This window comes from Pseudomonas sp. S2_H01, from assembly GCF_054668305.1.
Window position 1 is genome coordinate 5,995,055 of sequence record NZ_CP162756.1, and the last position, 23,527, is coordinate 6,018,581.

At 59.9% G+C, this 23,527-nt stretch carries 25 protein-coding genes; 17 read left to right on the forward strand and 8 right to left on the reverse strand.

Going from position 1 to position 23,527, the window contains the following annotated elements:
- Positions 1 to 36: 36 nt before the first annotated feature.
- The 8 genes from AB4N84_RS26745 (at position 37) to AB4N84_RS26780 (ending at position 9,642) form a co-directional block, all read left to right on the forward strand.
- On the forward strand, positions 37 to 942 hold the full coding sequence (locus AB4N84_RS26745) for an AraC family transcriptional regulator (protein ID WP_460043986.1): 906 nt from the start codon (positions 37 to 39) through the stop codon (positions 940 to 942).
- A 242-nt stretch (positions 943 to 1,184) separates the two neighbouring features.
- On the forward strand, positions 1,185 to 2,507 hold the full coding sequence (locus AB4N84_RS26750) for an ABC transporter substrate-binding protein (protein ID WP_074756651.1): 1,323 nt from the start codon (positions 1,185 to 1,187) through the stop codon (positions 2,505 to 2,507).
- A gap of 78 nt (positions 2,508 to 2,585) precedes the next feature.
- Complete coding sequence (locus AB4N84_RS26755) at positions 2,586 to 3,518, forward strand: carbohydrate ABC transporter permease (protein ID WP_460043987.1); 933 nt, start codon at positions 2,586 to 2,588, stop codon at positions 3,516 to 3,518.
- Positions 3,519 to 3,528: 10 nt separating this feature from the next.
- Positions 3,529 to 4,362 carry a carbohydrate ABC transporter permease gene (locus tag AB4N84_RS26760; protein WP_074756655.1) on the forward strand — a complete coding sequence of 278 codons (834 nt, stop codon included), beginning with the start codon at positions 3,529 to 3,531 and terminating at the stop codon, positions 4,360 to 4,362.
- Positions 4,363 to 4,536: 174 nt separating this feature from the next.
- Positions 4,537 to 5,640 carry an ABC transporter ATP-binding protein gene (locus AB4N84_RS26765; RefSeq protein ID WP_074756657.1) on the forward strand — a complete coding sequence of 368 codons (1,104 nt, stop codon included), beginning with the start codon at positions 4,537 to 4,539 and terminating at the stop codon, positions 5,638 to 5,640.
- Between the two features lie 34 nt (positions 5,641 to 5,674).
- Positions 5,675 to 7,174 (forward strand): mannitol dehydrogenase family protein, encoded by a 1,500-nt coding sequence (locus tag AB4N84_RS26770; RefSeq protein WP_074756659.1) that lies wholly within the window; start codon positions 5,675 to 5,677, stop codon positions 7,172 to 7,174.
- 21 nt (positions 7,175 to 7,195) lie between these two features.
- Positions 7,196 to 8,677, forward strand: a complete 1,482-nt coding sequence (gene xylB, locus AB4N84_RS26775) for a xylulokinase (RefSeq protein ID WP_460043989.1) — start codon at positions 7,196 to 7,198, stop codon at positions 8,675 to 8,677.
- Positions 8,678 to 8,700: 23 nt separating this feature from the next.
- A complete protein-coding gene (locus tag AB4N84_RS26780; protein WP_460043990.1) occupies positions 8,701 to 9,642 on the forward strand; it encodes a carbohydrate kinase family protein in 942 nt (313 codons plus the stop codon).
- A 79-nt stretch (positions 9,643 to 9,721) separates the two neighbouring features.
- Here the strand turns inward: AB4N84_RS26780 and AB4N84_RS26785 are convergent, their stop codons facing one another.
- Complete coding sequence (locus AB4N84_RS26785) at positions 9,722 to 10,144, reverse strand: winged helix-turn-helix transcriptional regulator (RefSeq protein WP_460043992.1); 423 nt, start codon at positions 10,142 to 10,144, stop codon at positions 9,722 to 9,724.
- A gap of 84 nt (positions 10,145 to 10,228) precedes the next feature.
- Here AB4N84_RS26785 and AB4N84_RS26790 point away from each other — a divergent pair, with 84 nt between their 5' ends.
- The 3 genes from AB4N84_RS26790 to AB4N84_RS26800 all read left to right on the forward strand — a co-directional run bounded on the left by AB4N84_RS26790 (position 10,229) and on the right by AB4N84_RS26800 (position 12,712).
- On the forward strand, positions 10,229 to 11,086 hold the full coding sequence (locus AB4N84_RS26790) for an SDR family oxidoreductase (RefSeq protein ID WP_460043993.1): 858 nt from the start codon (positions 10,229 to 10,231) through the stop codon (positions 11,084 to 11,086).
- Between the two features lie 199 nt (positions 11,087 to 11,285).
- On the forward strand, positions 11,286 to 11,594 hold the full coding sequence (locus tag AB4N84_RS26795) for an RcnB family protein (RefSeq protein WP_460043995.1): 309 nt from the start codon (positions 11,286 to 11,288) through the stop codon (positions 11,592 to 11,594).
- 188 nt (positions 11,595 to 11,782) lie between these two features.
- Positions 11,783 to 12,712 carry an AEC family transporter gene (locus AB4N84_RS26800; protein ID WP_460043996.1) on the forward strand — a complete coding sequence of 310 codons (930 nt, stop codon included), beginning with the start codon at positions 11,783 to 11,785 and terminating at the stop codon, positions 12,710 to 12,712.
- A 39-nt stretch (positions 12,713 to 12,751) separates the two neighbouring features.
- Here AB4N84_RS26800 and AB4N84_RS26805 read toward each other — a convergent pair whose 3' ends face one another.
- A complete protein-coding gene (locus AB4N84_RS26805; RefSeq protein WP_460043997.1) occupies positions 12,752 to 13,510 on the reverse strand; it encodes an SDR family NAD(P)-dependent oxidoreductase in 759 nt (252 codons plus the stop codon).
- Between the two features lie 124 nt (positions 13,511 to 13,634).
- Here AB4N84_RS26805 and AB4N84_RS26810 point away from each other — a divergent pair, with 124 nt between their 5' ends.
- From AB4N84_RS26810 to AB4N84_RS26835, 6 genes are all read left to right on the forward strand, one after another.
- The gene (locus tag AB4N84_RS26810) at positions 13,635 to 14,540 is read left to right on the forward strand and encodes a LysR family transcriptional regulator (RefSeq protein WP_460043999.1); all 906 of its coding nucleotides are present in this window, start codon (positions 13,635 to 13,637) and stop codon (positions 14,538 to 14,540) included.
- A 56-nt stretch (positions 14,541 to 14,596) separates the two neighbouring features.
- Positions 14,597 to 15,028 (forward strand): hypothetical protein, encoded by a 432-nt coding sequence (locus tag AB4N84_RS26815; RefSeq protein WP_460044000.1) that lies wholly within the window; start codon positions 14,597 to 14,599, stop codon positions 15,026 to 15,028.
- Between the two features lie 188 nt (positions 15,029 to 15,216).
- Positions 15,217 to 15,486, forward strand: a complete 270-nt coding sequence (locus AB4N84_RS26820) for a BufA1 family periplasmic bufferin-type metallophore (protein WP_074756675.1) — start codon at positions 15,217 to 15,219, stop codon at positions 15,484 to 15,486.
- A 69-nt stretch (positions 15,487 to 15,555) separates the two neighbouring features.
- Complete coding sequence (gene bufB / locus AB4N84_RS26825; protein ID WP_460044002.1) at positions 15,556 to 16,398, forward strand: MNIO family bufferin maturase; 843 nt, start codon at positions 15,556 to 15,558, stop codon at positions 16,396 to 16,398.
- Positions 16,383 to 17,138, forward strand: coding sequence for an HvfC/BufC family peptide modification chaperone (locus tag AB4N84_RS26830; RefSeq protein WP_460044003.1), 756 nt, complete (start codon positions 16,383 to 16,385; stop codon positions 17,136 to 17,138). The genes bufB and AB4N84_RS26830 overlap by 16 nt, the downstream gene beginning before the upstream one ends.
- Positions 17,139 to 17,190: 52 nt before the next feature.
- Complete coding sequence (locus AB4N84_RS26835) at positions 17,191 to 17,661, forward strand: DoxX family protein (protein WP_074756681.1); 471 nt, start codon at positions 17,191 to 17,193, stop codon at positions 17,659 to 17,661.
- 74 nt (positions 17,662 to 17,735) lie between these two features.
- On the opposite strand, the gene AB4N84_RS26840 is transcribed toward AB4N84_RS26835, so the two are convergent.
- The 6 genes from AB4N84_RS26840 to AB4N84_RS26865 all read right to left on the reverse strand — a co-directional run bounded on the left by AB4N84_RS26840 (position 17,736) and on the right by AB4N84_RS26865 (position 23,495).
- Positions 17,736 to 19,304 (reverse strand): GMC family oxidoreductase, encoded by a 1,569-nt coding sequence (locus tag AB4N84_RS26840; RefSeq protein ID WP_460044004.1) that lies wholly within the window; start codon positions 19,302 to 19,304, stop codon positions 17,736 to 17,738.
- Positions 19,305 to 19,315: 11 nt separating this feature from the next.
- Positions 19,316 to 19,876 (reverse strand): tat (twin-arginine translocation) pathway signal sequence, encoded by a 561-nt coding sequence (locus AB4N84_RS26845; protein ID WP_460044005.1) that lies wholly within the window; start codon positions 19,874 to 19,876, stop codon positions 19,316 to 19,318.
- Positions 19,877 to 20,077: 201 nt separating this feature from the next.
- Complete coding sequence (locus tag AB4N84_RS26850; protein WP_460044006.1) at positions 20,078 to 20,689, reverse strand: hypothetical protein; 612 nt, start codon at positions 20,687 to 20,689, stop codon at positions 20,078 to 20,080.
- Positions 20,690 to 20,849: 160 nt separating this feature from the next.
- Positions 20,850 to 21,728, reverse strand: coding sequence for an alpha/beta fold hydrolase (locus AB4N84_RS26855; RefSeq protein WP_460044007.1), 879 nt, complete (start codon positions 21,726 to 21,728; stop codon positions 20,850 to 20,852).
- A gap of 146 nt (positions 21,729 to 21,874) precedes the next feature.
- Positions 21,875 to 22,756 carry an alpha/beta fold hydrolase gene (locus AB4N84_RS26860; RefSeq protein WP_460044008.1) on the reverse strand — a complete coding sequence of 294 codons (882 nt, stop codon included), beginning with the start codon at positions 22,754 to 22,756 and terminating at the stop codon, positions 21,875 to 21,877.
- A gap of 16 nt (positions 22,757 to 22,772) precedes the next feature.
- Entirely contained in the window at positions 22,773 to 23,495 is a 723-nt protein-coding gene (locus AB4N84_RS26865; RefSeq protein WP_460044009.1) for a substrate-binding domain-containing protein, read from the reverse strand.
- Positions 23,496 to 23,527: the final 32 nt, after the last annotated feature.

The following is a 23,527-nucleotide window of genomic DNA, read 5'->3' on the forward strand; positions in this document are numbered from 1 at the left end:
TTACGCCCAGGCTCTTCCCTGAATCCCGGCTACAGCATGACCAAAACAACAAAAATCACCGACCCTTCCTACGAGCTGATGGACGACCACAACGGCCTGTCGATCATCTACCGCGAACACGGTTTTCCCTGCCCGCTGGTGCGCTGGCATTTCCACAAGGAATACGAGTTGCACCTGATCGTGGCCAGCTCTGGCAAGGTGTTCGTCGGGGATTACATCGGCAACTTCTATCCGGGCACGCTGTTTCTCACCGGGCCCAACCTGCCGCATAACTGGATCAGCCAGGTCGAGGAGGACGAGGTCGTGCCCAAGCGCGACATGCTGGTGAACTTCACCGAGGAGTTGCTCAACAGCGGTAATCAGGTGTTCGCCGAGCTCAAGACCCTGACGCCCCTGCTGGAGCGTGCGCAATACGGCATCGAGTTTCGCTGCAAGCGCACGATCCGTCAGGCCATGAAGCTGATGCAGAAGATCGCCGACTCCTCCGGGATGACCCGCCTGGGCCATTTCTTCATTCTGCTGGAGTTACTGGCCGCCAGTGACGACTTCCAGCTGCTGTCCGGCACCACGGCCTCGCAGCTGTCGGACGATCATGCAGTCGAGCGCACCAACAAGGCCGTTGAATATATCTTCGCTCACTATGCCCGGGAGTTGACCCTGGAAGAGGTCGCCGACCATCTGGGGATGAAACCCACCTATTTCTCCCGTGTGTTCAAACAGGCCACGGGACGCACGTTCGTCGAGTTCGTCAATCGCCTGCGCATCAGCAAGTCCTGTGAACTGCTGGCCGATGGCGAGAAGCCGGTGACCGACGTGTGTTTCGAGTCCGGTTTCAACAATATTTCCAACTTCAACCGGCGCTTTCAGAAGCTTAAAGGCATGACACCCTCGCACTATCGGCGCCTCGCCGTGCAGCGGCTGACTGAGCAAAACCTGTACTGATTCACCCACTTCCCGCCTTCGTCTACTACGCTGGAACTGCGCCAGGCCCTGCCGGAACGCCGTTTCGGTGTGCCGCCGCCTGAACTCCCAGTGCAAGAAAGTATCAGTTCCAGTGCGTCGCAGGATTTGTCAACGTCCCTGCAGACCGTTGTAATCAACTGACCTTCTTCCATGTCTCCGGAAGGAACAAAAACAATAACCAAGCTTCTGCCGTCCTTCGGGACACAGAAGAGGAGTGATAAATGAAGACCTCTGCAAAAGTTCTGCTGGCTGGCACCTGTCTGACACTCTCAACCCTGGCCACCCTGGCCGAAGCTGGCGACGTGACCATCGCCACCGTCAACAACAGCGACATGATCCGCATGCAGCGGCTGTCGAAAACCTTCGAAGAACAGCATCCCGATATCAAACTCAAGTGGGTCGTCCTCGAAGAGAACGTACTGCGCCAGCGCCTGACCACGGACATCGCCACCAAGGGCGGTCAGTTCGACGTTCTGACCATTGGCATGTACGAAGCCTCACTCTGGGGCGCAAAAGGCTGGCTGAAAGAAATGGACAACCTGCCAGCGTCCTATGCGCTGGATGACGTTTTTCCGTCCGTGCGCGACGGCTTGTCGGTCGACGGCAAACTCTTCGCCCTGCCGTTCTACGCCGAGAGCTCGATCACCTACTACCGCAAGGACCTGTTCAAGGCGGCCGGCCTGACCATGCCGGAACGTCCGACCTGGACGCAGATTTCCGAATTCGCCGACAAGCTCACCGACAAATCGAAAGAACAGTACGGCATCTGCCTGCGTGGCAAGGCCGGCTGGGGTGAAAACATGGCGTTGATCACCACCGTGGCCAACGCTTTCGGGGCGCGCTGGTTCGACGAACAGTGGAAACCGCAGTTTGATCAGCCTGAATGGAAAAACGCGCTGACCTTCTACACCAACGTGATGAAGAAAGACGGCCCTCCTGGCGCTTCGAGCAACGGCTTCAACGAAAACCTCGCGCTGTTCAACAGTGGCAAATGCGCCATCTGGGTGGACGCCAGCGTCGCCGGTTCATTCGTCACCGACAAGTCCCAGAGCAAGGTGGCCGATAACGTAGGCTTCACTTACGCTCCACACGAAGTGACCGACAAGGGCTCGGCCTGGCTGTATTCGTGGGCCTTGGCCATTCCGACCAGCGCCAAGAACGACAAGGACGCACGCGCCTTCACCGAGTGGGCGACGTCCAAAGAGTACGCGGCGTTGGTGGCCGAGAAAGACGGCGTGTCCAACGTGCCGCCAGGCACACGCGCGTCGACCTACACCGATGCGTACAAACAAGCCGCGCCGTTCGCCAACATCACCCTGGAATCGCTCAAGGCCGTGACGCCAAAATCGCCGACCCTCAAGCCTGTGCCTTATGTCGGCATCCAGTTGGTGACCATCCCTGAGTTCCAATCGATCGGTACGTCCGTGGGCCAGCAGTTCTCTGCGGCACTCGTCGGCACCTCTTCCGTCGATCAGGCACTGACCAACGCGCAAAGCGTGTCCGAGCGTGAAATGAAGCGAGCCGGTTACCCGAAAAAGGGATAACGCCCGCTGCTTCAAGGCAGCAGTCGGCAACCCGCCACTGCTGCCACGTTCACGCTTTTGCCCCGGTTCGGAGTCATCATGAACACGTCAACCATTACCCCTCGTACGGCCTCGGCCGACGAAAAGTCCTCCTCCAAAGGCAGCGTCACCAAACCCGGCTGGTTTCTGGTCAGCCCGTCGGTGTTGTTGCTGCTGGTCTGGATGATCGTCCCGCTGGGCATGACCATTTACTTCTCGCTGATTCGTTACAACTTGCTGAACCCGGGCGAGAACGAATTCGTAGGGCTCGAGAACTTCGAGTTCTTCGTGACCGACGCAGGCTTTTTGCCAGGCGCCCTGAACACCCTGCTGTTGGTCGGCAGCGTACTGGCCATCAGCGTGATCCTCGGCGTATTGATCTCGGCGTTGCTGGAAGCCAGTGAGTTTCTGGGTCGCGGGATCGTGCGCGTGTTGCTGATCTCGCCGTTCTTCATCATGCCCACGGTGAGTGCACTGATCTGGAAGAACCTGATCTTTCACCCGGTTTCCGGGATTCTTGCCTCGGTCTGGAAGCTGTTCGGCGCACAGCCCGTGGACTGGCTGGCGAATTACCCGATGCTGTCGATCATCATCATCGTGTCCTGGCAGTGGCTGCCGTTCGCCATCCTGATCCTGATGACCGCCATGCAGTCCCTGGACCAGGAGCAGAAAGAAGCCGCGCGGCTGGACGGTGCAGGCCCCATCGCGATCTTCTGGCACCTGACCCTGCCTCACCTTGCGCGCCCCATCGCCGTGGTGGTCATGATCGAAACCATCTTCCTGCTGTCGGTGTTCGCGGAAATCTTCACCACCACCAACGGCGGTCCGGGCTTCGCTTCGACCAACCTCGCCTACCTGATCTACAACCAGGCGCTGTTGCAATTCGACGTGGGCATGGCATCGGCAGGCGGCTTGATTGCCGTGGTCATTGCCAACATTGCCGCCATCATCCTGATCCGGATGATCGGCAAAAACCTCACCGACAAGTCTTGAGGGCAAGGTCATGATGACGCTCAAACAATCCCGTCGCCTGCAAAGCGTGCTGCTCGGCACCTTGTCGTGGGCGATCGCGGCGCTGATTTTCTTCCCGATCTTCTGGATGGTGCTGACCAGCTTCAAGACCGAGATCGACGCCTTCGCCACGCCGCCACAGTTCATCTTCACGCCGACCCTGGAAAACTACCTGCACATTCAGGAACGCAGCGATTACTTTCACTTTGCCTGGAACTCGATCCTGATTTCCTTCAGCGCCACGCTCCTGTGCCTGCTGATCGCGGTGCCGGCCGCGTACTCGATGGCGTTCTTTGAAACCAAACGCACCAAAAGCACCCTGCTGTGGATGCTCTCCACCAAGATGCTGCCGCCGGTGGGCGTGCTGATGCCGATCTACCTGCTGGCCAAGACGTTTGGCCTGCTGGATTCGCGCATCGCCCTGATCGTGATCTACACGTTGATCAACCTGCCGATCGTGGTCTGGATGATTTACACCTATTTCAAGGACATCCCTGGCGAGATCCTCGAAGCCTCGCGGCTGGACGGCGCCACCACGCGCCAGGAAATTTTCAGGGTGCTGATTCCGATCTGCAAAGGTGGCCTGGCTTCCACGGCGCTGTTGTCGCTGATCCTGTGCTGGAACGAAGCGTTCTGGTCCTTGAACCTGACCTCGTCCAACGCAGCGCCACTGACCGCCCTGATCGCCTCCTACTCAAGCCCTGAAGGTCTGTTCTGGGCCAAGTTGTCGGCGGTGTCGACCCTGGCCTGTGCACCGATCCTGATCTTCGGCTGGATCAGCCAGAAACAACTGGTCCGCGGGCTTTCGTTTGGTGCGGTGAAGTAGCCGGAGTGAAATGACATCCACCCTGTAGGAGCGCGCTTGCCCGCGATTGCGGTGCATCAAGCGATAAATTCTGCGTTGAGCCACCGCAATCGCGGGCAAGCGCGCTCTTACAGTCGGTGTAGAGGTCTAGTGATCATCTACAGCAATTCTTGAAGAATAAAACTGGAGCCCCACATGGCTAACCTGACAATCAGAAATCTGCAAAAAGGCTTCGACGGCCACCAGATCATCAAAGGCATCGACCTGGACGTCAAAGACCGTGAGTTCGTCGTCTTCGTCGGTCCGTCCGGCTGCGGCAAATCGACCCTGTTGCGGCTGATCGCAGGCCTTGAAGACGTCACCAGCGGCAGCATCGAACTCGATGGCCGAGAGATCACTCAAGTCACCCCGGCCAAACGTGACCTGGCGATGGTGTTCCAGACCTACGCCTTGTACCCGCACATGACCGTGGGCAAGAACCTGTCGTTCGCGCTGGACCTGGCGGGCACACCGAAAGCCGAGGTCGAGAAGAAAGTCGCCGAAGCCGCCCGCATCCTGGAACTGGGACCGTTGCTGGAGCGCAAGCCCAAGCAGCTGTCCGGCGGACAGCGTCAACGCGTGGCGATCGGCCGCGCCATCGTGCGCAACCCGAAAATCTTCCTGTTCGACGAACCGCTGTCCAACCTCGACGCCGCACTGCGCGTGCAGACCCGTCTGGAACTGTCGCGCCTGCACAAAGAGCTGGAAGCGACCATGATTTACGTGACCCACGACCAGGTCGAAGCCATGACCCTGGCCGACAAGGTAGTCGTGCTCAACGGCGGACGCGTGGAGCAGGTCGGCTCGCCGCTGGAGCTGTATCACCACCCGGCGAACCTGTTCGTCGCCGGCTTCCTCGGCACGCCGAAAATGGGCTTTCTCAAAGGCAAGGTCAGCCGTGTCAGCAGCACCGGCTGCGACGTCACGCTGGACGCTGGCGCCACCATCAGCCTGCCGTTCACCAACGCGCAACAGAGCGTCGGCGATGCCGTGACCCTGGGCATTCGCCCCGAACACCTTGAGCTCGCCAAAGAAGGTGATTGCCAGCTGAAAGTGGTCGCCGACGTCAGTGAACGCCTGGGCAGTGACACCTATTGCCACGTGCGCACGACCTCCGGCGAACCCCTGACCCTGCGGATTCGCGGAGACCTTGCCAGCCAGTACGGGGAAACCCTGAACCTGCACCTGGACAGCACCCATTGCCATCTGTTCGACGCCCAGGGCCAGGTCATTCGCAAGGCCCTGCAAGCCGCCGCCTGAGCCGACGAACATCACAGAATCAGAGACCGCCGTCATGAAACTGAACAAGCAGAATCTTACCAACCTGGGTGCTGGCATCGCATTGCCGACCTACGCCCTTGAAGACCGTCGTCAGGGCATCGCCCACATCGGTGTCGGCGGTTTCCACCGCGCGCATCAGGCGTTTTACACAGACGCCTTGATGAACACCGGTGAGGGGCTGGACTGGGCCATCTGTGGCGTCAGTCTGCGCGAGGAAGACCGCGCCAATTTCGAGGCCCTGAAGAGCCAGGACTTTCTGTTCACGCTGTTCGAACTGGGCGATACCCCGGACACCGAAACCCGCATCATCGGTTCCATGAGCCAGATGCTGATGTCCACCGACAATGACCTGGCGCTGATCGACAAGCTCGCCAGCCCCGAGATTCGTATCGTTTCGCTGACCATCACCGAAGGCGGTTACTGCATCGACGACAGCACCGGCGAGTTCATGAGTCACCTGCCGCAGATCCAGCACGACCTGCAGCACCCGGCCACACCGAAAACCGTGTTCGGTTATCTCTGCGCCGCTTTGAGCCGACGCCGCGCCGAAGGCACCCCGGCGTTCACGTTGATGTCCTGCGATAACCTGCCGCATAACGGCGCCGTGACCCGCAAGGCGCTGCTGGCGTTCGCCAAACAGCGCGATGCCGAATTGCATGACTGGATCGCCGAAAACGTCAGCTTCCCCAACGCCATGGTCGACCGCATCACACCGATGACCAGCACGGCGCACCGCCTGCAACTGCACGACAAAAAAGGCATCGATGACGCCTGGCCAGTGGTCTGCGAACCGTTCGTGCAATGGGTGCTGGAGGACACGTTCGTCAACGGCCGCCCTGCCTGGGAAAAAGTCGGCGTGCAGTTCACCGACGACGTGACGCCTTACGAAGACATGAAGATCAAGCTGCTCAACGGCAGCCACCTCGCCCTGACGTACCTGGGTGCGTTGAAGGGCTATCGCTTCGTTCACGAAACCATGAACGACCCTTTGTTTGTTGACTACATCCGCACCTACATGGACCTGGACGTCACCCCGCAACTGGCGCCGGTTCCGGGCATCGATCTGACCGACTACAAGCAGACGCTGATCGACCGGTTCTCCAACAAGGCCATCGAAGATCAACTGGAGCGGGTGTGCTCCGACGGCTCGTCGAAGTTTCCCAAGTTCACCGTGCCGACCCTCAACCGTTTGATCGTTGACGGCGGCAACATGGACCGTGCCTCGCTGGTGGTTGCGGCTTGGGCCTTGTACCTGCAAGGCAACAAGAACCGCGACTTCAAGGGCGAGAACGGCGTTGAATACAAGGTGGTCGACCCGCGCGCGGACTTCTGCAAGGCGCTGGTGGCCGATGACGTACTGGTCACGCAACGCCTGTTGGAGGTCGAAGAAATCTTTGGCGCGGCGATTCCGAAATCCGCTGAATTCGTGGCATCGTTCGAGCACAACCTGAACAGCCTGAAGCAACTGGGCGTCAGCAAAACCCTGGAAAACCTGTTAGCGAAAACCGTCTGAGCGCATAGGGAAGAGGTGAACATGTTTCTTGGCATCGATTGCGGCACCCAGGGCACCAAGGCAATCGTCCTTGACGCCGTCAGCGGCAAGGTCCTGGGCGAAGGCTCGGGCGCGCATCACATGATCAGCGGTGCCAACGGGCGCCGCGAGCAGGACGTGCAGGAATGGCTCAACGCGTTCGAGCAGGCCACCGCCGCCGCGCTGGCGCAGGCCGGCATTTCCGGTGCCGAGATTCAGGGCATCGGCGTGTCCGGCCAGCAACACGGGCTGGTGATGATCGACGAGCTCGGCCATGTGTTGCGCCCGGCCAAACTGTGGTGTGACACCGAGTCGGCACCGGAAAACGACCGTCTGCTGGACTACCTGGGTGGCGAAGCGGGTTCGCTGGAGCGCCTGGGTATTGCCATCGCGCCGGGCTACACCGTGTCGAAACTGCTCTGGACCAAGGAGCAGTTCCCCGAGCTGTTTGCGCGTATCGACAAGATCCTGCTGCCTCACGATTTCCTGAATTACTGGCTGACCGGCCGCTGCTGCAGCGAGTTCGGTGATGCTTCGGGCACGGGCTATTTCAACGTCCGCACCCGCGAATGGGACCTCGACATCCTGCAACACATTGACCCGACAGGCCGCCTGGTCAACGCCTTGCCTCAATTGCTGGAAGCCCATGAGGCGGTCGGCACGATTCTGCCGGCGATTGCCGAACGTCTGGGCATCAACCCCAACGCCATTGTGTCCAGCGGCGGCGGCGACAACATGATGGGCGCTATCGGCACCGGCAACATTGCCCCGGGTTCGATCACCATGAGCCTGGGCTCCTCGGGTACGGTGTACGCGTTTGCCGATGAAGCCAACGTCAGTGCGCAACCGTCGGTGGCGACGTTCTGTTCGTCGTCGGGTGGCTGGTTGCCGCTGATCTGCACCATGAACCTGACCAACGCCACCAGCGCCATCCGCGAGCTGTTTGCGCTGGACATCGGTGCGTTCAACGCCGCCATCGCGTCCTCGCCCATCGGCGCACAGGGCGTGCTCATGCTGCCCTTCCTCAATGGCGAGCGTGTGCCGGCCCTGCCCCATGCCACCGGCAGCATTCTTGGGCTGGACAGCACCAACCTGAATCAGGCCAACCTGTGCCGCGCTGTGGTCGAGGGCACGACCTTCGGGCTGCGCTACGGCCTGGACCTGCTGCGCGACAGCGGCATCAAAAGCGCCAACATCCGCCTGATCGGCGGCGGCGCCAAGAGCGCGATCTGGCGGCAGATCGTCGCCGACATCATGGACACCCCGGTTGTCTGCACCACGGGCACCGAAGCCGCGGCACTGGGCGCTGCGATCCAGGCCGCCTGGTGTCATTCGCACGCCCAGGGCACCGGCGATTCACTGCACGCCCTGAGTGAGCGTTGCGTGAGCCTGGACCCCGAGAGCGAAACCCTGCCAGTGGCCGAGCACGTGGCAGCGTATCAACAGGTTTATCAGCACTACCGCAATCAATTGCAGGGCGTTTAACGAACGCCCTTTATGGAGCACCTATGTACCTGGTTTGTGGCGAAGCACTGTTCGACTTTTTCAGTCAGCCGGACGTCGATGCAAAGAGCAACCGCATCGGCTACCAGGCCGTCGCGGGCGGCTCACCCTTCAACGTTGCCGTGGGCCTTCGCCGGCTGGGCGTGGAAGCCGGTTTCTTTGCCGGCCTGTCCACCGACTATCTGGGCAAGCGTCTGGCGACCGTGCTTGAAGAAGAAGGCGTGCGTGGCGACTTCCTCATTCACTTCGACGCCCCGACGACGCTGTCGATGGTCGCCGTGGGTGCCGATGGCTCGCCGCAGTACAGCTTCCGTGGCGACAGTTGCGCCGACCGGTTGCTGACCGTGGAGCACCTCCCTGTTTTGGACGACAGAGTGCGCGGCCTGCATGTCGGTTCGTTCTCGCTGGTGGTGCAGCCGGTGGCCGATGCCCTGCTCACGCTGGTGCGACGCGAATGCGGCAAACGCCTGATCACCTTCGACCCCAACGTACGCCTGAATCCGGCACCGAGCATCGAGCTGTGGCGCAGTCAGGTGTCGAAATTCGCCGAGCACGCGCACCTGATCAAAGTCAGCGATGAGGACCTGCACCTGCTGTACCCCGACATCGACGCCGAAACCGTCGCCAAGGGCTGGCTCAAGAACAATTGCCAGTTGGTGATCATGACCCGGGGTCGTCAGGGTGCGACGGTTTTCACCCGCGAGTTGGGCACCTGGTCCGTCCCGGCCCGCGAAGTGAAAACCGCCGACACTGTGGGCGCCGGCGATACCTTTCAGGCGGCGCTGATCACGTACCTCACCGAGCGTGGACTTGACACCCCGGCCAGCCTGCCGTCGCTGGACCGCGAAACGCTGACGCAGATGCTCGACTTTGCCGTAGCGGCCGCAGCGGTGACCTGCACACGGGTGGGACCGGATTTGCCGTACCGGGATCAGGTGGTTCTATAAAATCACGCGCGCGGATGTCGTAAGGTCGTCGTGATCGCGTCACGCTGCAAAAACAGCCGCCATCGATCTCGCTGCGACGTTATGAGTCTTCAGCCGCCGTCGTCGTGCGGGCCTGTCGTGCGTCCATGATGCGCAGCAGGTTCTGTTCGATCCAGGTGGTCAACCCGTTCACCTGCATCGCCACTTCTTCACCCAGCTGTGTGAGCCGGTATTCGACGTGAGGCGGGACCACCGGCAGCGCTTTGCGATCAACGAACCCGTCCTGTTCAAGGCTTTGCAGGGTTTGCGAGAGCATCTTTTCGCTGACCCCGCCGATCTTGCGTCGCAGTTCACTGAAGCGGTGCATGCCATCGAGCAGCACCACCAACACCAACACGCCCCACCGGCTGCACACATGGTTGAGGACTTCCCGCGAGGGGCAATCGCGCGCCAGGATTTCGCCCATGCGAATGCGCTCAAGCAGCGAAACATTCTCCGCCGACGGGCTGGAAATATCGTTCATGACACTTACCTTTTTGTGCGTACTTACGAAAGGTTAGCATGATGTCTATGCTGATCGCACATTCATTGTCTGCAGGAAATCATCATGATTGTCGTTACCGGTGCATCGGGCCAGCTTGGCCGCCTCGTCATTGATCGACTGCTGCAAAAAGTCCCTGCGTCAGAGATTGTCGCAGCGGTGCGCAGCCCTGAAAAAGCCGCAGACCTGGCGGCCAAGGGCGTACAGGTCCGCCAGGCCGATTACGCACAACCCGCCACGCTGGAGGCCGCGTTTGCGGGCGCGAAAAAGATTCTGTTGATTTCATCCAGCGAAGTCGGCCAGCGCGTCGCTCAACATCAGGCCGTGATCGACGCGGCGCAGCGCGCCGGGGTTGAACTGCTGGCGTACACCAGCGTGCTGCACGCCGACACGTCACTGTTGGGGTTGGCCGAAGAGCACCGCCAGACCGAAGTGGCGCTCGCCGCCTCAGGCGTCCCTGGCGTGGTGTTGCGCAACGGCTGGTACCACGAAAACTACACCGCTGGCATTGCGGGAGACCTCGCCCACGGCGCGCATTTCGGCAGCGCTGGCGACGGGCGAATCAGTTCGGCGGCGCGCGCTGACTATGCCGACGCTGCGGTGGCCGTATTGACCTCCCGTGACGATCAGGTCGGCCGTGTCTATGAGCTCGCGGGCGACGAATCCTATAGCCTTGCGGAGTTCGCAGCGCAGGTGAGTCGTCAGTCAGGCAAACCGGTGGTCTACACCGATCTGCCGGAGGCTGGCTACAAGACAGCGCTGTTGCAGGCCGGCCTGCCGGAGTTCGTGGCGCAGTTGCTGGCCAACTCCGATGCGGCAGCGGCCAAGGGCGCGTTGTTCGACGACGGGCGCCAGTTGAGCAAACTGCTCGGCCGGGCGACGACACCGTTGGCCGTGAGCGTGGCCGCCGCTTTGCAGAGCTGATACCTGCCCTGTGGGGCGAAGTCATTCGCGGGAGCGTGCAGGCGAGAAAGACGGGCCAGATTCACCAGCGCTTCGCGAATGAATTCGCTCCCACAGGGTCATGTGTGCCTGCGACACCGTTGTAAACCACGGAATGATTCACGCCTGGCAAGGTCGGAGGTTGTGAACAGCGCATTACGCACTGGATAAGGAGCTTCGAATGAAAAACAAATCGCTCATCGCCGGTCTGACGATTCTGGGCTGTGTTTCACTCGCCAGTTTCGCGGTGCAGGCCGAAGACGCACCTGCGCAGACTGTTCAATCCTCCAAGGACAACCTGCGCGATCTCGAAAAGGGTGACCGCGCGCCGGAAAAATTCCAGCGTCCTGACGCCGCCATCAAGGACTGGAAGGCCAAAGGTCTGAAAGAGCCTTCCAAGCAAAGCCAATGGGTGCGCATCAACGACAAATACGTCGAAGTGCAAACCACCAACGGCCAGATCACCGACATCATCCCCGTCAAGAAATAGGCCTTCTGGGTGCCCGACATCATTCGGGCACCCTGCCCGCCTCTTACGCCGAGCGCTCTGGACCAAGGCTCCGCGCCAATTAAATCGACGCCCATCAGGCAAGAAAGGTTGGACGCTAACGATTTCCGACCTTAATCTTTGCCGCTTGTTTCAGCGTGTTGCCGTCAAACACCAAGGGCCGAGATCCGATGTCATCCGTTTTAAATGTCCTGTTGCCGATCTTCGCCTTGATTCTGGTGGGCTACCTCTGCCGCCGCACCAATCGTCTGGGCCCGACTGCCGCGTCCGAAATCAACCGGATGGTGGTCTGGCTGTGCCTGCCCGCCTTGCTGTTCACGGCAACCGCAACCGCCACTTGGGAACAGATCTGGCACCCCGGGTTCGTGGCGGTGTTCACTCTTTCCACGATGGCGATGTTCGTCATCACCCTGCTCATCCGGCGCAAGAAAGCCGGGCACTTTGCCGACGCCAGCATTGACGCACTGAGCGCTTCCTACGCCAACACGGGCTACATCGGCATCCCGCTGTGTGTGATGGTGCTTGGGCACAACGGCCTCGAACCGGCCTTGATCGCCTCGCTGCTGGTGGTCTGCGTGCTGTTCGGCATTGCGCTGGTGTGCATCGAGATCGGCTTGCAAAGCGAAGCGCAGGTGCATCGCATCGTCCTCAAAGTGCTGAAGGCGCTGGCGAAAAATCCGCTGGTGGTGTCGCCTATTCTCGGGGCGTGCTGGGCCTCGACTGGCATGCCGCTGCCCGGGGCACTGGACAAGTTTCTCAGCCTGTTGGGCGCGGCAACGACGCCGTGCGCGCTGATTTCCCTCGGTCTGTTTCTGGCCCACAAACACCAAGGCCCGCGCCATGGCACGAGCCTGTTGGTGCTGATCAAGTTGATCGCCCATCCCCTGCTGACCTGGGTCCTGGCGTTTCACGTTTTTCACCTGCCGCCATTGTGGGCCAACTCCGCGCTGCTGCTCAGCGCGCTGCCCACCGGCACCGGCCCTTTCATGTTGGCCGAATTCTACAAACGCGAAGCGTCGGTGGTGTCCAGCACGATCCTGATCTCAACCCTGGGCTCGCTGGTGACCTTGTCGTTGTGCATCTATTACATCAACGGCTAGACCTCAGACGTCCCCACGCGAGACGAAATTGCCGTCAGCTCACACGAACATCCCGCCAGACGCCTCGATGCGTTGCGCCGTGATCCAGCGCCCGCCGTCGCTCAGCAGCATCGCAATCGCCGCTCCGATGTCATCAGGCAAACCGGCGCGTTTCATCGCAGTGTTCGCGGCCACCCAGGCGTTGACGTCTTTGTTATCGCGCACGGTGCCGCCGCCGAAATCGGTCTCGATGGCGCCAGGGGCCAATGCGTTCACCGTAATGCCTCGAGGACCCAGCTCGTTGGCCAAATAACGTGTCCAGACCTCAACAGCGCCTTTCATCGAGGCGTAGGCGGCGTAGCCGATTGGCGAGAAGCGCGCCAGACCCGACGACAGGTTAACGATGCGACCGCTATCGGCGATCAGTGGCAGCAGTTTCTGGGTCAGGAAGAACGGGCCTTTGAAGTGCACGTTCATCAATTGATCGAACTGTGCCTCGGTGGTTTCAGCACAACTGGCGTACAGGCCGATACCCGCGTTGTTCACCAGGTAGTGAAAACGTTCCGCTTTGAAATACTCACTGAGCAGCGCCGACACCTGCGTGGCAAAGGTCTCGAACCCACCGCTGTCGCCAACGTCCAGTTGCAGCATCCTGGCCTTGCCGCCCAGCGCCTCAATCTCGGCGACAACGCTGCGCGCTTCGTCTTCACGGCTGCGGTAGGTGCCAATGATGTCGATGCCCTGTCTGGCCAAATGCAGCGCGGTGCTCTTGCCCAGGCCACGGCTGGCGCCAGTGATAATCGCGATCTTGTTGCTCATCGGTGTTTCCTCGATTGGCTGTGTTCAGTCAGTGAGGAGCAGAGTATTGTTCGATCGGGCATTGATAAACGCCCACCTAACGAAATGACTGATCGTCACAGACGAACAATCGAGGGTGATGCCGATGAACAAACTCGAACTGCTGAAGACCTTCGTTCGCGTGGCCGAGCTTTCAAGCTTCACCCTGGCCAGTGACGCACTCGGCCTGCCCCGCTCCAGTGTGTCCGAGCAGATTCGTGCCCTTGAGCAACTGATGAATACACGCCTGTTGCTGCGCACCACCCGCAAGGTGCAAACCACCCCGGACGGTCAGGTGCTGTATGAGCGCAGCAAAGACCTGCTGGCGCAGATGGACGAAGTCGAAAGCCTGTTTCGCCAGGACAATGCGGCGCTCAGCGGGCGCCTGCGGGTCGACATGCCCACTGCCATGGCACGCAGGCTGGTGCTGCCACGCCTGAGGGAGTTCATCGACCGGCATCCCCTCATTGAAATGGAAATCAGCAGCACCGACCGCCGCGTCGACCTCGTGCGCGAGGGCTTCGATTGCGTCATACGCGTGGGCGAGCTGCCTGACACCTCGTTGGTCGCGCGCAACGTCGGCCACTTCAACATGATCAATTGCGTCAGCGCAGGCTACGCCGAGCGTTATGGCGTGCCACACACGCTGGAAGACCTGCAGCAGCACCTGTTGATCGATTACGTCAGCGCCTTCGGCGCAGGCAACGCGATGTTCGAATACCACCGCGACGGCAAGGACCATCGCATCGCCATGCCCAGCAGCGTCAAGGTGAACAACGTTGAAGCCTACGAAGCCGCCTGCCTCGGCGGACTGGGCATCGTCCAGTCGCCGCTTTTGTCCAAGGCACATCAACTGCAACGGGGCGGCCTGGTAGAGATCCTGCCCGACTACCGACCGGCACCGATGCCCGTCTCGCTGCTCTACGCCCATCGCCGCCACTTGCCGCAACGTTGCCGGGTGTTCATGGACTGGATGGAAGGCCTGCTGGTGGAATATGGCGTGGTGCGGTAATACCTCTGCCGTGGGCTATGATCCACGCCTTTGTCATCTCAATGGAGGGAGGACGCGTGAGATGGTTTTTTCTTTTCATGCTGGTAGGTACAACCGGAGTGGTGAACAGTCTCTTTCTGCGTGAGTTATTACTCCCGGACATTGGTTTTTTGGTGCCATTCAACCTCGTATTTTCGGGCCTTGCACTGATTTGGTATCACGCCTATTTCACCCAAGGTTCACGTCAGGACAAAGGCAAACGCCAAGGCATGAGCGTTATTATCCTTGTGACAGGGGGATGCATGATCTGGCAGGGCGTTGCCTTTATCACCAGCGGATTGTGCGAACCTGGCAGGCGCTCCCATCGAATATTGGGAATGCTCATGGATTTCATCCAGACCCACGGTTACTGCGCCCTTGCTGGCGTACTGTTCATGCTAATGGGGCTGCAAATGGCCTACATTGCCTACAAGCTTTTCAGCAAGCGCCCGGATAATCCCATATGGTGAGCTGAGCGCAGTGCGTCACCACGTTTCGGGGATATCACCAGGAACGCTTTTTTTGCTTAAAAAAAATATTTGCAACCTGCTGTAACCGTCTTCGTTTCTCCAGCGAACTACCTTTCGGATCAGATGCACAGCGTCACTTAAACGCCGGTGCTGCGACCACCCTCAATCAAGGTAATTGGAGAAACAACATGAACAACATCAAACTCGCTGCCGCTGCTCTGGCTTTCGCTTCCATGGCTTCCGGCGCAATGGCCGCTGAAAAGATGGCCGCTCCTGCCATGGAAAAATGCTACGGCGTGGCCATGGCCGGCAAGAACGATTGCAAGGCTGGCGCTGGCACAACCTGCGCAGGCACCGCCAAGACCGACTACCAGACCAACGCCTGGAAGAACGTTCCAGCCGGCACCTGCACCTCGATCAAAACCCCACACGGCATGGGCTCGCTGACCTCGATGTAGTTCGAGCGCTCGCGAAAGCGAACGCGCGAAGCAATACCGTCAACACCATCGCAAGGGCAGGCGTCGATCATGAACACATCACTCACACTGGGTGCCGGACTGGGCCTCAAGGCCGACCACTACGAAGCCGCGTTCGACTGCGCTGCCAAGGGTGTGTGGTTTGAAGTCCATCCGGAAAACTACATGATCGACGGCGGCCCGCGCCTGGCATGGCTGGAAACGATTGGCAGCCGTCACCCGCTGTCACTGCACGGTGTGTCACTGTCCCTGGCGGCCGATTGTCCGCCCGATGTCGAACACCTGCAGCGGCTCAAGGCACTTGCCGACCGCGTTCAGCCAGCCCTTGTTTCCGAACACCTCGCCTGGTCCACCTGGCGGGGTCAGTACCATCCCGATCTGCTGCCCTTCCCTCGCACCGAGCACGCCCTGCAGCGGATTGCCGACAACATTCAGCGCACGCAAGACGTTCTCCAGCGGCGCATCGCCGTCGAGAACCCGAGTCACTACGTGCAGCTTGAAGGTCACGCGTTCAGCGAGACTGAGTTTCTCGCCGAACTGAGCGCGCGCACCGGCTGCGGCCTGTTGCTGGACATCAACAACGTGTTTCTCAGCGCCCACAACATGGGCTATGACGCCAACGCCTACGTCGACGGATTTCCCGGCGACGCCATTATGGAAATTCATCTGGCCGGGCACAGCACCGACCCTGGAGGTGCTGGCTTGCTGATCGATTCCCACGACGCCCCGGTGGCAGAGCCCGTCTGGGCCTTGTACCAGCGCTTGATTCAGCGCGTGGGCCCACGGCCGACACTGATCGAACGGGACGACCATATCCCTGCGTTCGGTGAGCTGTTGCTGGAACGCGACCGTGCTCAAACCCTGCTGGAGGGTCTGTCATGCAACCGTCTCTGACCGATTTTCAGGACCTCTTCGTCGAGGCGTTGTACAACCCCGAAGCGGACAGCCTCACCCTGCTCACCGACCAGCCTGGTTTTTCGGTGTACCGCAACACGGTGATGAAGGGCGCCGTGGACGCTTTGCAAGCCAACTTCCCTACGGTGGAGCGTCTGGTAGGCAGCGAATGGTTTCTGGCGGCGGCTGCGATTCACGCACGTCACGCGCCGCCGGTCGATGCGCGGCTGGTGTACCACGGCAGCGGATTTCCCGCGTTTCTCGACCGCTTCGAACACGCGCAGCAGATGCCCTATCTCGGCAACGTCGCGCGGCTCGATCTGCTGTGGAACCAGTGCCATACCGCCCATGAAGAACCCGGTGTCGATGTCACCCGCCTTGCCAGTCTGGCGCCTGAAGAGTTGGCCACGCTCGTGCTCAAACCCCGTCGTGCCGCGCAATGGCTTTGGTTTGCCGAGCAACCGGTCTTCACGATCTGGCGGCACAACCGCGAACAGGTTCCGATGCCCGAAGACCTTGCCTGGCACGGCGAAGGCGCGCTGCTGGTCCGCAGTGGCGGTGTCGTCACCTGGCACGCGCTGACGGTCGGCGAATGTGCCTTTCTCGATGCCTGCAAAGCGGGTGCACCGCTGGAGCACGCCGCGCAACAGGCGACCGAGGTCGAGCCGTCGCTGGACATGCTTGACCTGATGACACGGCTGGTCGGCGCCGACGCGTTTACAACAAACGAGCCTGCCTGACGGCCCACCCCCGAACCTGAAAGCCCTTACCCAAGGGCAAATGGAGAACACCATGGACACCGTACGCACCGACTATGCGGGGCATAAATCCCTGCGCGCCATCTGGGGCCGTGCCGCAGACCGCCTGCACCTGCTGATCAACGATTCGTTGCTGTCACTGGTGGCACGCTTTGCCATTGCTGGCGTGTTCCTGATGTCCGGCCGGACCAAGGTGGAAGGTTTTCTGACCATCACCGACAGCACCTACGAGCTGTTCCGCACCGAATACAAACTGCCGCTGGTGCCCCCGGAAATCGCCGCGCACATGGCGGCCTATGCCGAGCATCTGTTTCCAGTGCTGCTGATCTTGGGCTTGTTTTCACGGTTGTCGGCGTTTGCGCTACTAGGCATGACCACCGTGATCGAGGTGTTCGTCTACCCCGATGCCTGGGCCACGCACCTGACTTGGGCAGGACTGCTGCTGATTATCATCGCCAAGGGCGCGGGCAAACTGTCGCTGGACCACAGACTGGGGATCAAGTAGTACAGCGCCCGTTAAAGGCGCGGGCGTGCTCTGCGACCCAGAGCACGCCCGCGAAAACGGGGGCTGAAGCAAACTCAGACCGCCCGGGTCTTCAGCGCCTGCGCAATGAACTCCGCCTGCCGGATCGCCAGCGTCACAATGGTCAGCGTCGGGTTTTCTCCGGCGCTGGTGGTGAACTGGCTGCCGTCGGAGATGAACAGGTTGGGGATTTCATGGCTCTGCCCATGCTTGTTGCACACCCCGTCCTTCGCCTTTTCACTCATGCGGCACGTGCCCAGGTTGTGCGTCGACGGGTACGGCGGCACCCGAAACGTCTTGACGGCGCCGACCGACGAATACAACGCCTCACCCTGCTTGAACGCATGCTCGCGCATGGCCAAATCGTTGGGGTGATCGTCGTAATGCACGTTGGGCACCGGCAAGCCGTACTTGTCTTTGACGCTGTCATTGAGGGTAATGCGGTTGCTCTCCTGGGGCATGTCCTCGCCCACGATCCACATCGCCGCCAGCTTGCTGTACTGCTCCATGACATCGGTGAACTCCCGGCCCCATGCGCCGGGGTTGAAAAACGCCGCCAGAAACGATGGCCCCAAGGAGACGGTTTCCATCTCGTAACCGCCCACAAACCCGCGATCGGGCTTGTGATGAATCTCATCACCGATGAGCCCGGCCATGATCGTGCCGCGATAAAAGTGGACCTCCTCGTTAAACGAGGCGAAAACGCTGCCCGTGGTGTGACGCATGTAGTGTTTGCCGACCATCCCCGAACCGTTGGCCAGACCATTCGGAAACTGACTGCTGGACGAATTGAGCAGCAATCGCGGGGTTTCGATGGAGTTACCGGCCACCGCGACCACCCTCGCCTTCTGGCGCTGCTCCTTGCCCTGCGCGTCGAAATACACCACCGCACTCGCCCGCCCCTTGTCGTCGTGCTCGATCTTAGCGACGTGGCACTGGGCCCGCAGTTCCAGCTTGCCGGTGGCTTCGGCGGCGGGGATTTCGGTGTAGAGCGTCGACCATTTCGCGCCCATCTTGCAACCCTGGAAACAAAAGCCCAGTTGCTGACAGCCGGCGCGCCCGGCACGCGGTGCGCTGTTGATCGCCATGTGCCCGGTCGAGCACTCCTTGTAACCCATCTTCTGCGCGCCGTTGTACATCACTTTGAAGTTGTTGTTGCCCGGCAGACCTTCGATGTTGTTGGTGCGGGTCACGCCCATCTTGTCTTCGGCACGGGCGTAGTACGGCTCGAGTTCCGCCAGGGTGACAGGCCAGTTCAGCAGGTTGGCGCCCTCGACTTTGCCGTAGGTATCCAGCGCACGAAACTCGTGTTCCTGAAAGCGCAGGCTCGCGCCCGCCCAGTGCGTGGTCGTCCCGCCTACTGTCTTGCAGATCCAGGCCGGCAGATTCGGAAAATCCTTCGCCACGCGCCAGCTGCCTGACGTGGTGCGGGTGTCGCCCCATGCCAGCTGTGCAAACGAAGGCCATTCGTCGTTGATGAACGTGCCCGGCGATTGCCGCGCCCCCGCTTCCAGCAGCACCACCGGCACGCCCTTCTGGCACAGCTCGTTTGCCAGGGTTCCGCCGCCCGCGCCGGAGCCGATGATTACCACCACTGAATCGTCGTCAAAGTTGTAGGTCGTCATGATTGCGCTCCTCAGGCAGGGACATTCGGGCTGGCATCGACAGGCGGGTTCGGCAACCATTTCAGGTCGTTGAAACCGCGATGGATGTAGCCGCCTTTGGGGAAGGAAGCGCCTTCATAACCGAAGTGTTTGTAGGCCAGTTCGTTGCTGTACAGGCTGTTGACGGAGACACCGCGAACCAGCGCGAAGAAAGGGTCGGATTGAATGTCTTTGAGAAACCCGACCTGCTTGTCTTCGGGCAACTTGCTCCAGTCGCCGCCGGCACGCTGGTCGAGATCGGCCAGCCCTTTTTTCAGGGTGTCGGCGACGCTCGGGTCCTGGGAGGCCTTCTCATCGAGGGCTTTGACGGAAAACGCATAAACCGCGTCTTCCATGGTGTCATGAGGGAATATGCGACGGATGACCAGCAACAGCCTGCTGCCGGTGGCGCTGTCCAGCGTGTTCATCTCCAACGCCCAGGTCCGGCTTGGAGCAAGCAATGCAATAGGTCCGGAACCAAACAGCAGGGTTCCCAGGAGCAGTCCGCCGCTTCCTTGCAAAAAGCGGCGACGATCGAGCTTCAGGTCTGTCATGGCTTTTGTCCTTCTTATTTTTTTTGTCGGTGCAGTCAACCTCACTGGATAGTAGTAGTGCCATCGGCGGAAAGGTAATAGCGAGCTACTACGTCGCTATAAGAGCGCAGCGCAGACCCGGTTACAATCACGTGGCGTGTGCCTGGGCTCCACGCGGAGCCGAAGCGGCCCCTGGCTGCCTGTCACTCGGCGGGTTAAGGGTCAGCGTTGGTAGCGAATGTAGATGTTGATCATCAGGGTGCCCGCGCCTTCAACTCGGGAAAGAAGGGTTAGGTCCTGCTGAGTGATGATGTGATCAAAACCGAGCACGCCCACCACTTGCTTTTCGCTTCTGCACCATTGAGTTTCCGTCACGCCCGTTAACGATTCGACCCTGGTGAGGGCTTGCTGCAGAAACCCTTCAAAATGCCCCGCGTCATCAAGCGTCCACATGATGAGGCAGAGACAGGTGGCATTCAGATGGGTCGCTTTTTGAGAAAACACCTCCAGAGCAAGTCGTTGCCTTCCAAGGGTTCTTGGGAGAACACGCTTGCTCCAGGGACTGTTGTTCGAGCCCGAGATCGCCAAATAATCAGGCGAATCGAACACGCCGAAATCCCTCAACTTATAACGCGCCAGGTATCGAGGCCAGCCGGCGATTGCAACCCACCGTTCTCCACTGACGAATCCCGGCACCCCCATCCTTTGAGGGAAGTGTTCAAAGTCATACCTGTCATTGAACTCCTCCTCCAGCGGAGCAGGAGGTTCCAGCAACACCAGCAGTAGCGCTGCGCTTTGTGGAATTTCCTGGAGACGATCAGGCGAATGGGTCATGTTCAAACTCGGATGTGTGCCAGGCCCTGCGCTTCTCCCCGGCAGCAGACAGGGCGTAGACCGTGTCCGGGGGAGAAGCGTATTTGGGCTTTTGCGCGCGACTATACGAACGTCCTGAGCCGTGCGGTGAAACAGGTGGTGATGGTGTGAGCGACGACCTTCAGCGCGGCTCGTTCACCCTTTTCGCAAACGCAGCAATAGCATCTGCCATTTCCTTAGGGCGCTCAGGTGCCATGGCGTGGCCAGCGCCTGCAATGACTTTGTGCTCAACCCGATCACCCAGCATTGGCTTCAAAATATTCGGCAGCACGACGGCATCGTGCTGACCCTGAAGATCAAGAATGGGGACGCTGTTGCCGCCTGACCAATAGCTCTCGACGGGGGTGGAATCACGCGCATGATCCTGAGCTTTGTGTGTCTTGTCGTACCATCCGGTCAGCCAGGCTCTTGGGTCATTGCCAGGCGCAAAAAAAGCTTCCTGCAGGTAAGCGATCCTCTTTGCTTCAGGGAGTGAATAGTCGCCTGCGCCTTTGATCGCTTCGATCATCCGCCCATAAGGCTTTTCCGATGAGCCTGGCGGGAGCTTGCCGATGGAAGCCGCTGCCAGCACGATTCCTTTCACTAAATCCGGTCGGTCTACCGCCAGGACACGTGCGGGCTGGCTGCCCCAGGCGTGCCCCACCACGATTGCCGGCCCGGTATGCGCCTTATCCATGATCAACGCGACGTCGGCTGCGAAGTCATGCAGCGTTGGATTCTCCATGGGTGCGCTGCTGCCGTTCACACCTCTCGGTTCAGGTCGGATGACCCTGTAACCGTCATCAGCAAGGAAGCTGGCTACGCGATCATAGTCATGAGCGCCCCGGCCCTTTGAGGGCAGAATCACGATCACATTACCGCTACCTTGATCAAACGCCTCAATGTGAACGTCCCCTTTTTCAGCAGTGATCATTCGAACCACAGGAGCTTCCTCCGCTGAACAGCTGATAGCGAACAAACCAGAAAGCATCAATATAGGTAAAGCCGGATTCAAACGCATGCGTGGACCTTGTTGTTTTTGTTCAAGAGAGAAATGAATCGGCTAACGACTGGAGTGCCCTGCACCGCCGACATCAGCTTGAGTACAAATACGCGTTCATCGACAGGACAGGCAGCAGTGGCTACCTGTCCTGAACCAAGGTGGAATTACTGCTTGGCGTACTGCGTTTTAGCGAAGGTTGCGATGGCATCGGCCATCGCCTTGGGTTGCTCAGGCGCCATGGCATGCCCAGCATCTTTGAGCACCACGATCTGCACCCGATCACCCAGCATGCTTTTCAGCACACCAGAGAACCGTCGAGGCGCCACGGTATCTGCCTCACCTTGCAAATCCAGAATAGGAACGGTGCCGGCTGCAAAGTAATCATCGACCGGCGTGGTATTACGGGCGTGGGACTCAGCTTCATGAGTTTCGTCATGCCAGCCGTTCAGCCACACGGCCGGGTCGTTGCCAGGTGCAAAGAACGCTTTGCGCAGATAGATCAGACGTTGCTCCTTGCTGAGACTCAGGTCACCGGCGCCATCGATTGCCTGGCGCATTTCCGCATTGATCGGTTTTTCCGTTGATCCAGGTGGCACCTTCCCCGCCGATGCAGCGGCCAGCACGACGCCACGCACCAGGTCAGGGCGGTCGGCAGCGAGCATGCGAGCGGGGAAGTTGCCCCACGCGTGCCCTACTACAACCACCGGCCCTTTATTTTCGTGTTCAACGACCGCTGCCACGTCCTTCGCGAAATCATGCACCGAGAGATTTTCCATCGGGCCTTTGCTCTGACCAATGCCGCGGGGTTCCGGGCGCACTACCCGGAAACCATCCGCTTGCAGATAGTTGGCGACTTGATCGTAGTCACGACCGGAACGGCCCAACGAGGGGAGCATTACGATGATCGGCCCTTTACCTTGTGAATTGACCTCGATCTGGACATTGTCGTAGCGGACAACCTCTTGCTTGACTGGAGTACCCGCCAACGCAACGGCAGCGGTCAGGCTCAAGGTTGCAGCAAACAGAAAACGTGAGATTTTTTTCATTGTCATGTTCCTCGGTTTAGTGAGATTTGGCAGGTTCAAGGCCGCTTTTCACGAGCAGTTCGCGGGCTTCGTCGCTATTAAGAAAGGCAATGAATTCCTTGGCAGGTTTTGAGTTCGGTGATTGCCCGGCGACGGCCGCACAGAAGCGGCTGACCTTTTGAACTGCGTCGGGAAGCGGGCCCAGATAGTCCACGCCAGGTGTAACCTTCAGCTCACTCACCTGCTGCATGCCGATGTCGGCTTCACCCCGGGCCAGCGCTGTTCCTACAAGCTCCTTCCCTTCAACTTCAACCGTTTTGCCTTTGACCTGATCGGAAATGCCTAGCTGCTTGAAGAGCTCGGTCCTGATGAAGACGCCGCTCGCGCCTTGGGAGTAAGCGATCTTGTCAGCGTTAAGCAAAGCCGATTTCAGCGCGGCAACGGTCGAGATATCCGGTTTAGGTTTGCCGTGAGGTACGCCGACACCAATCCGCGAATCGGCAATCTCCCGGCGTGTCGCCATATCAAACGCGCCCGATGGAGCGAGCAGCTCAAGGGTCTCATCGGCCATGACGGCCAGGTCCATGGGTTCTTTATGCTTAATGCGCTGGGGAATCGACTCTGGAGACTCGCCCATGGACGGGCCCCAACTGATAGACAACGTATTACCACTGGCCTTTTCGTATGCCGGTTGCAGCGCAGCCATCGCACCTCTGAGGGCACCGCTGGCGATGATCTTCAATTCGGTGGCGTCGGCCACCTGGGTGAATGTCAGCAGGCTGGCCAGGCCAG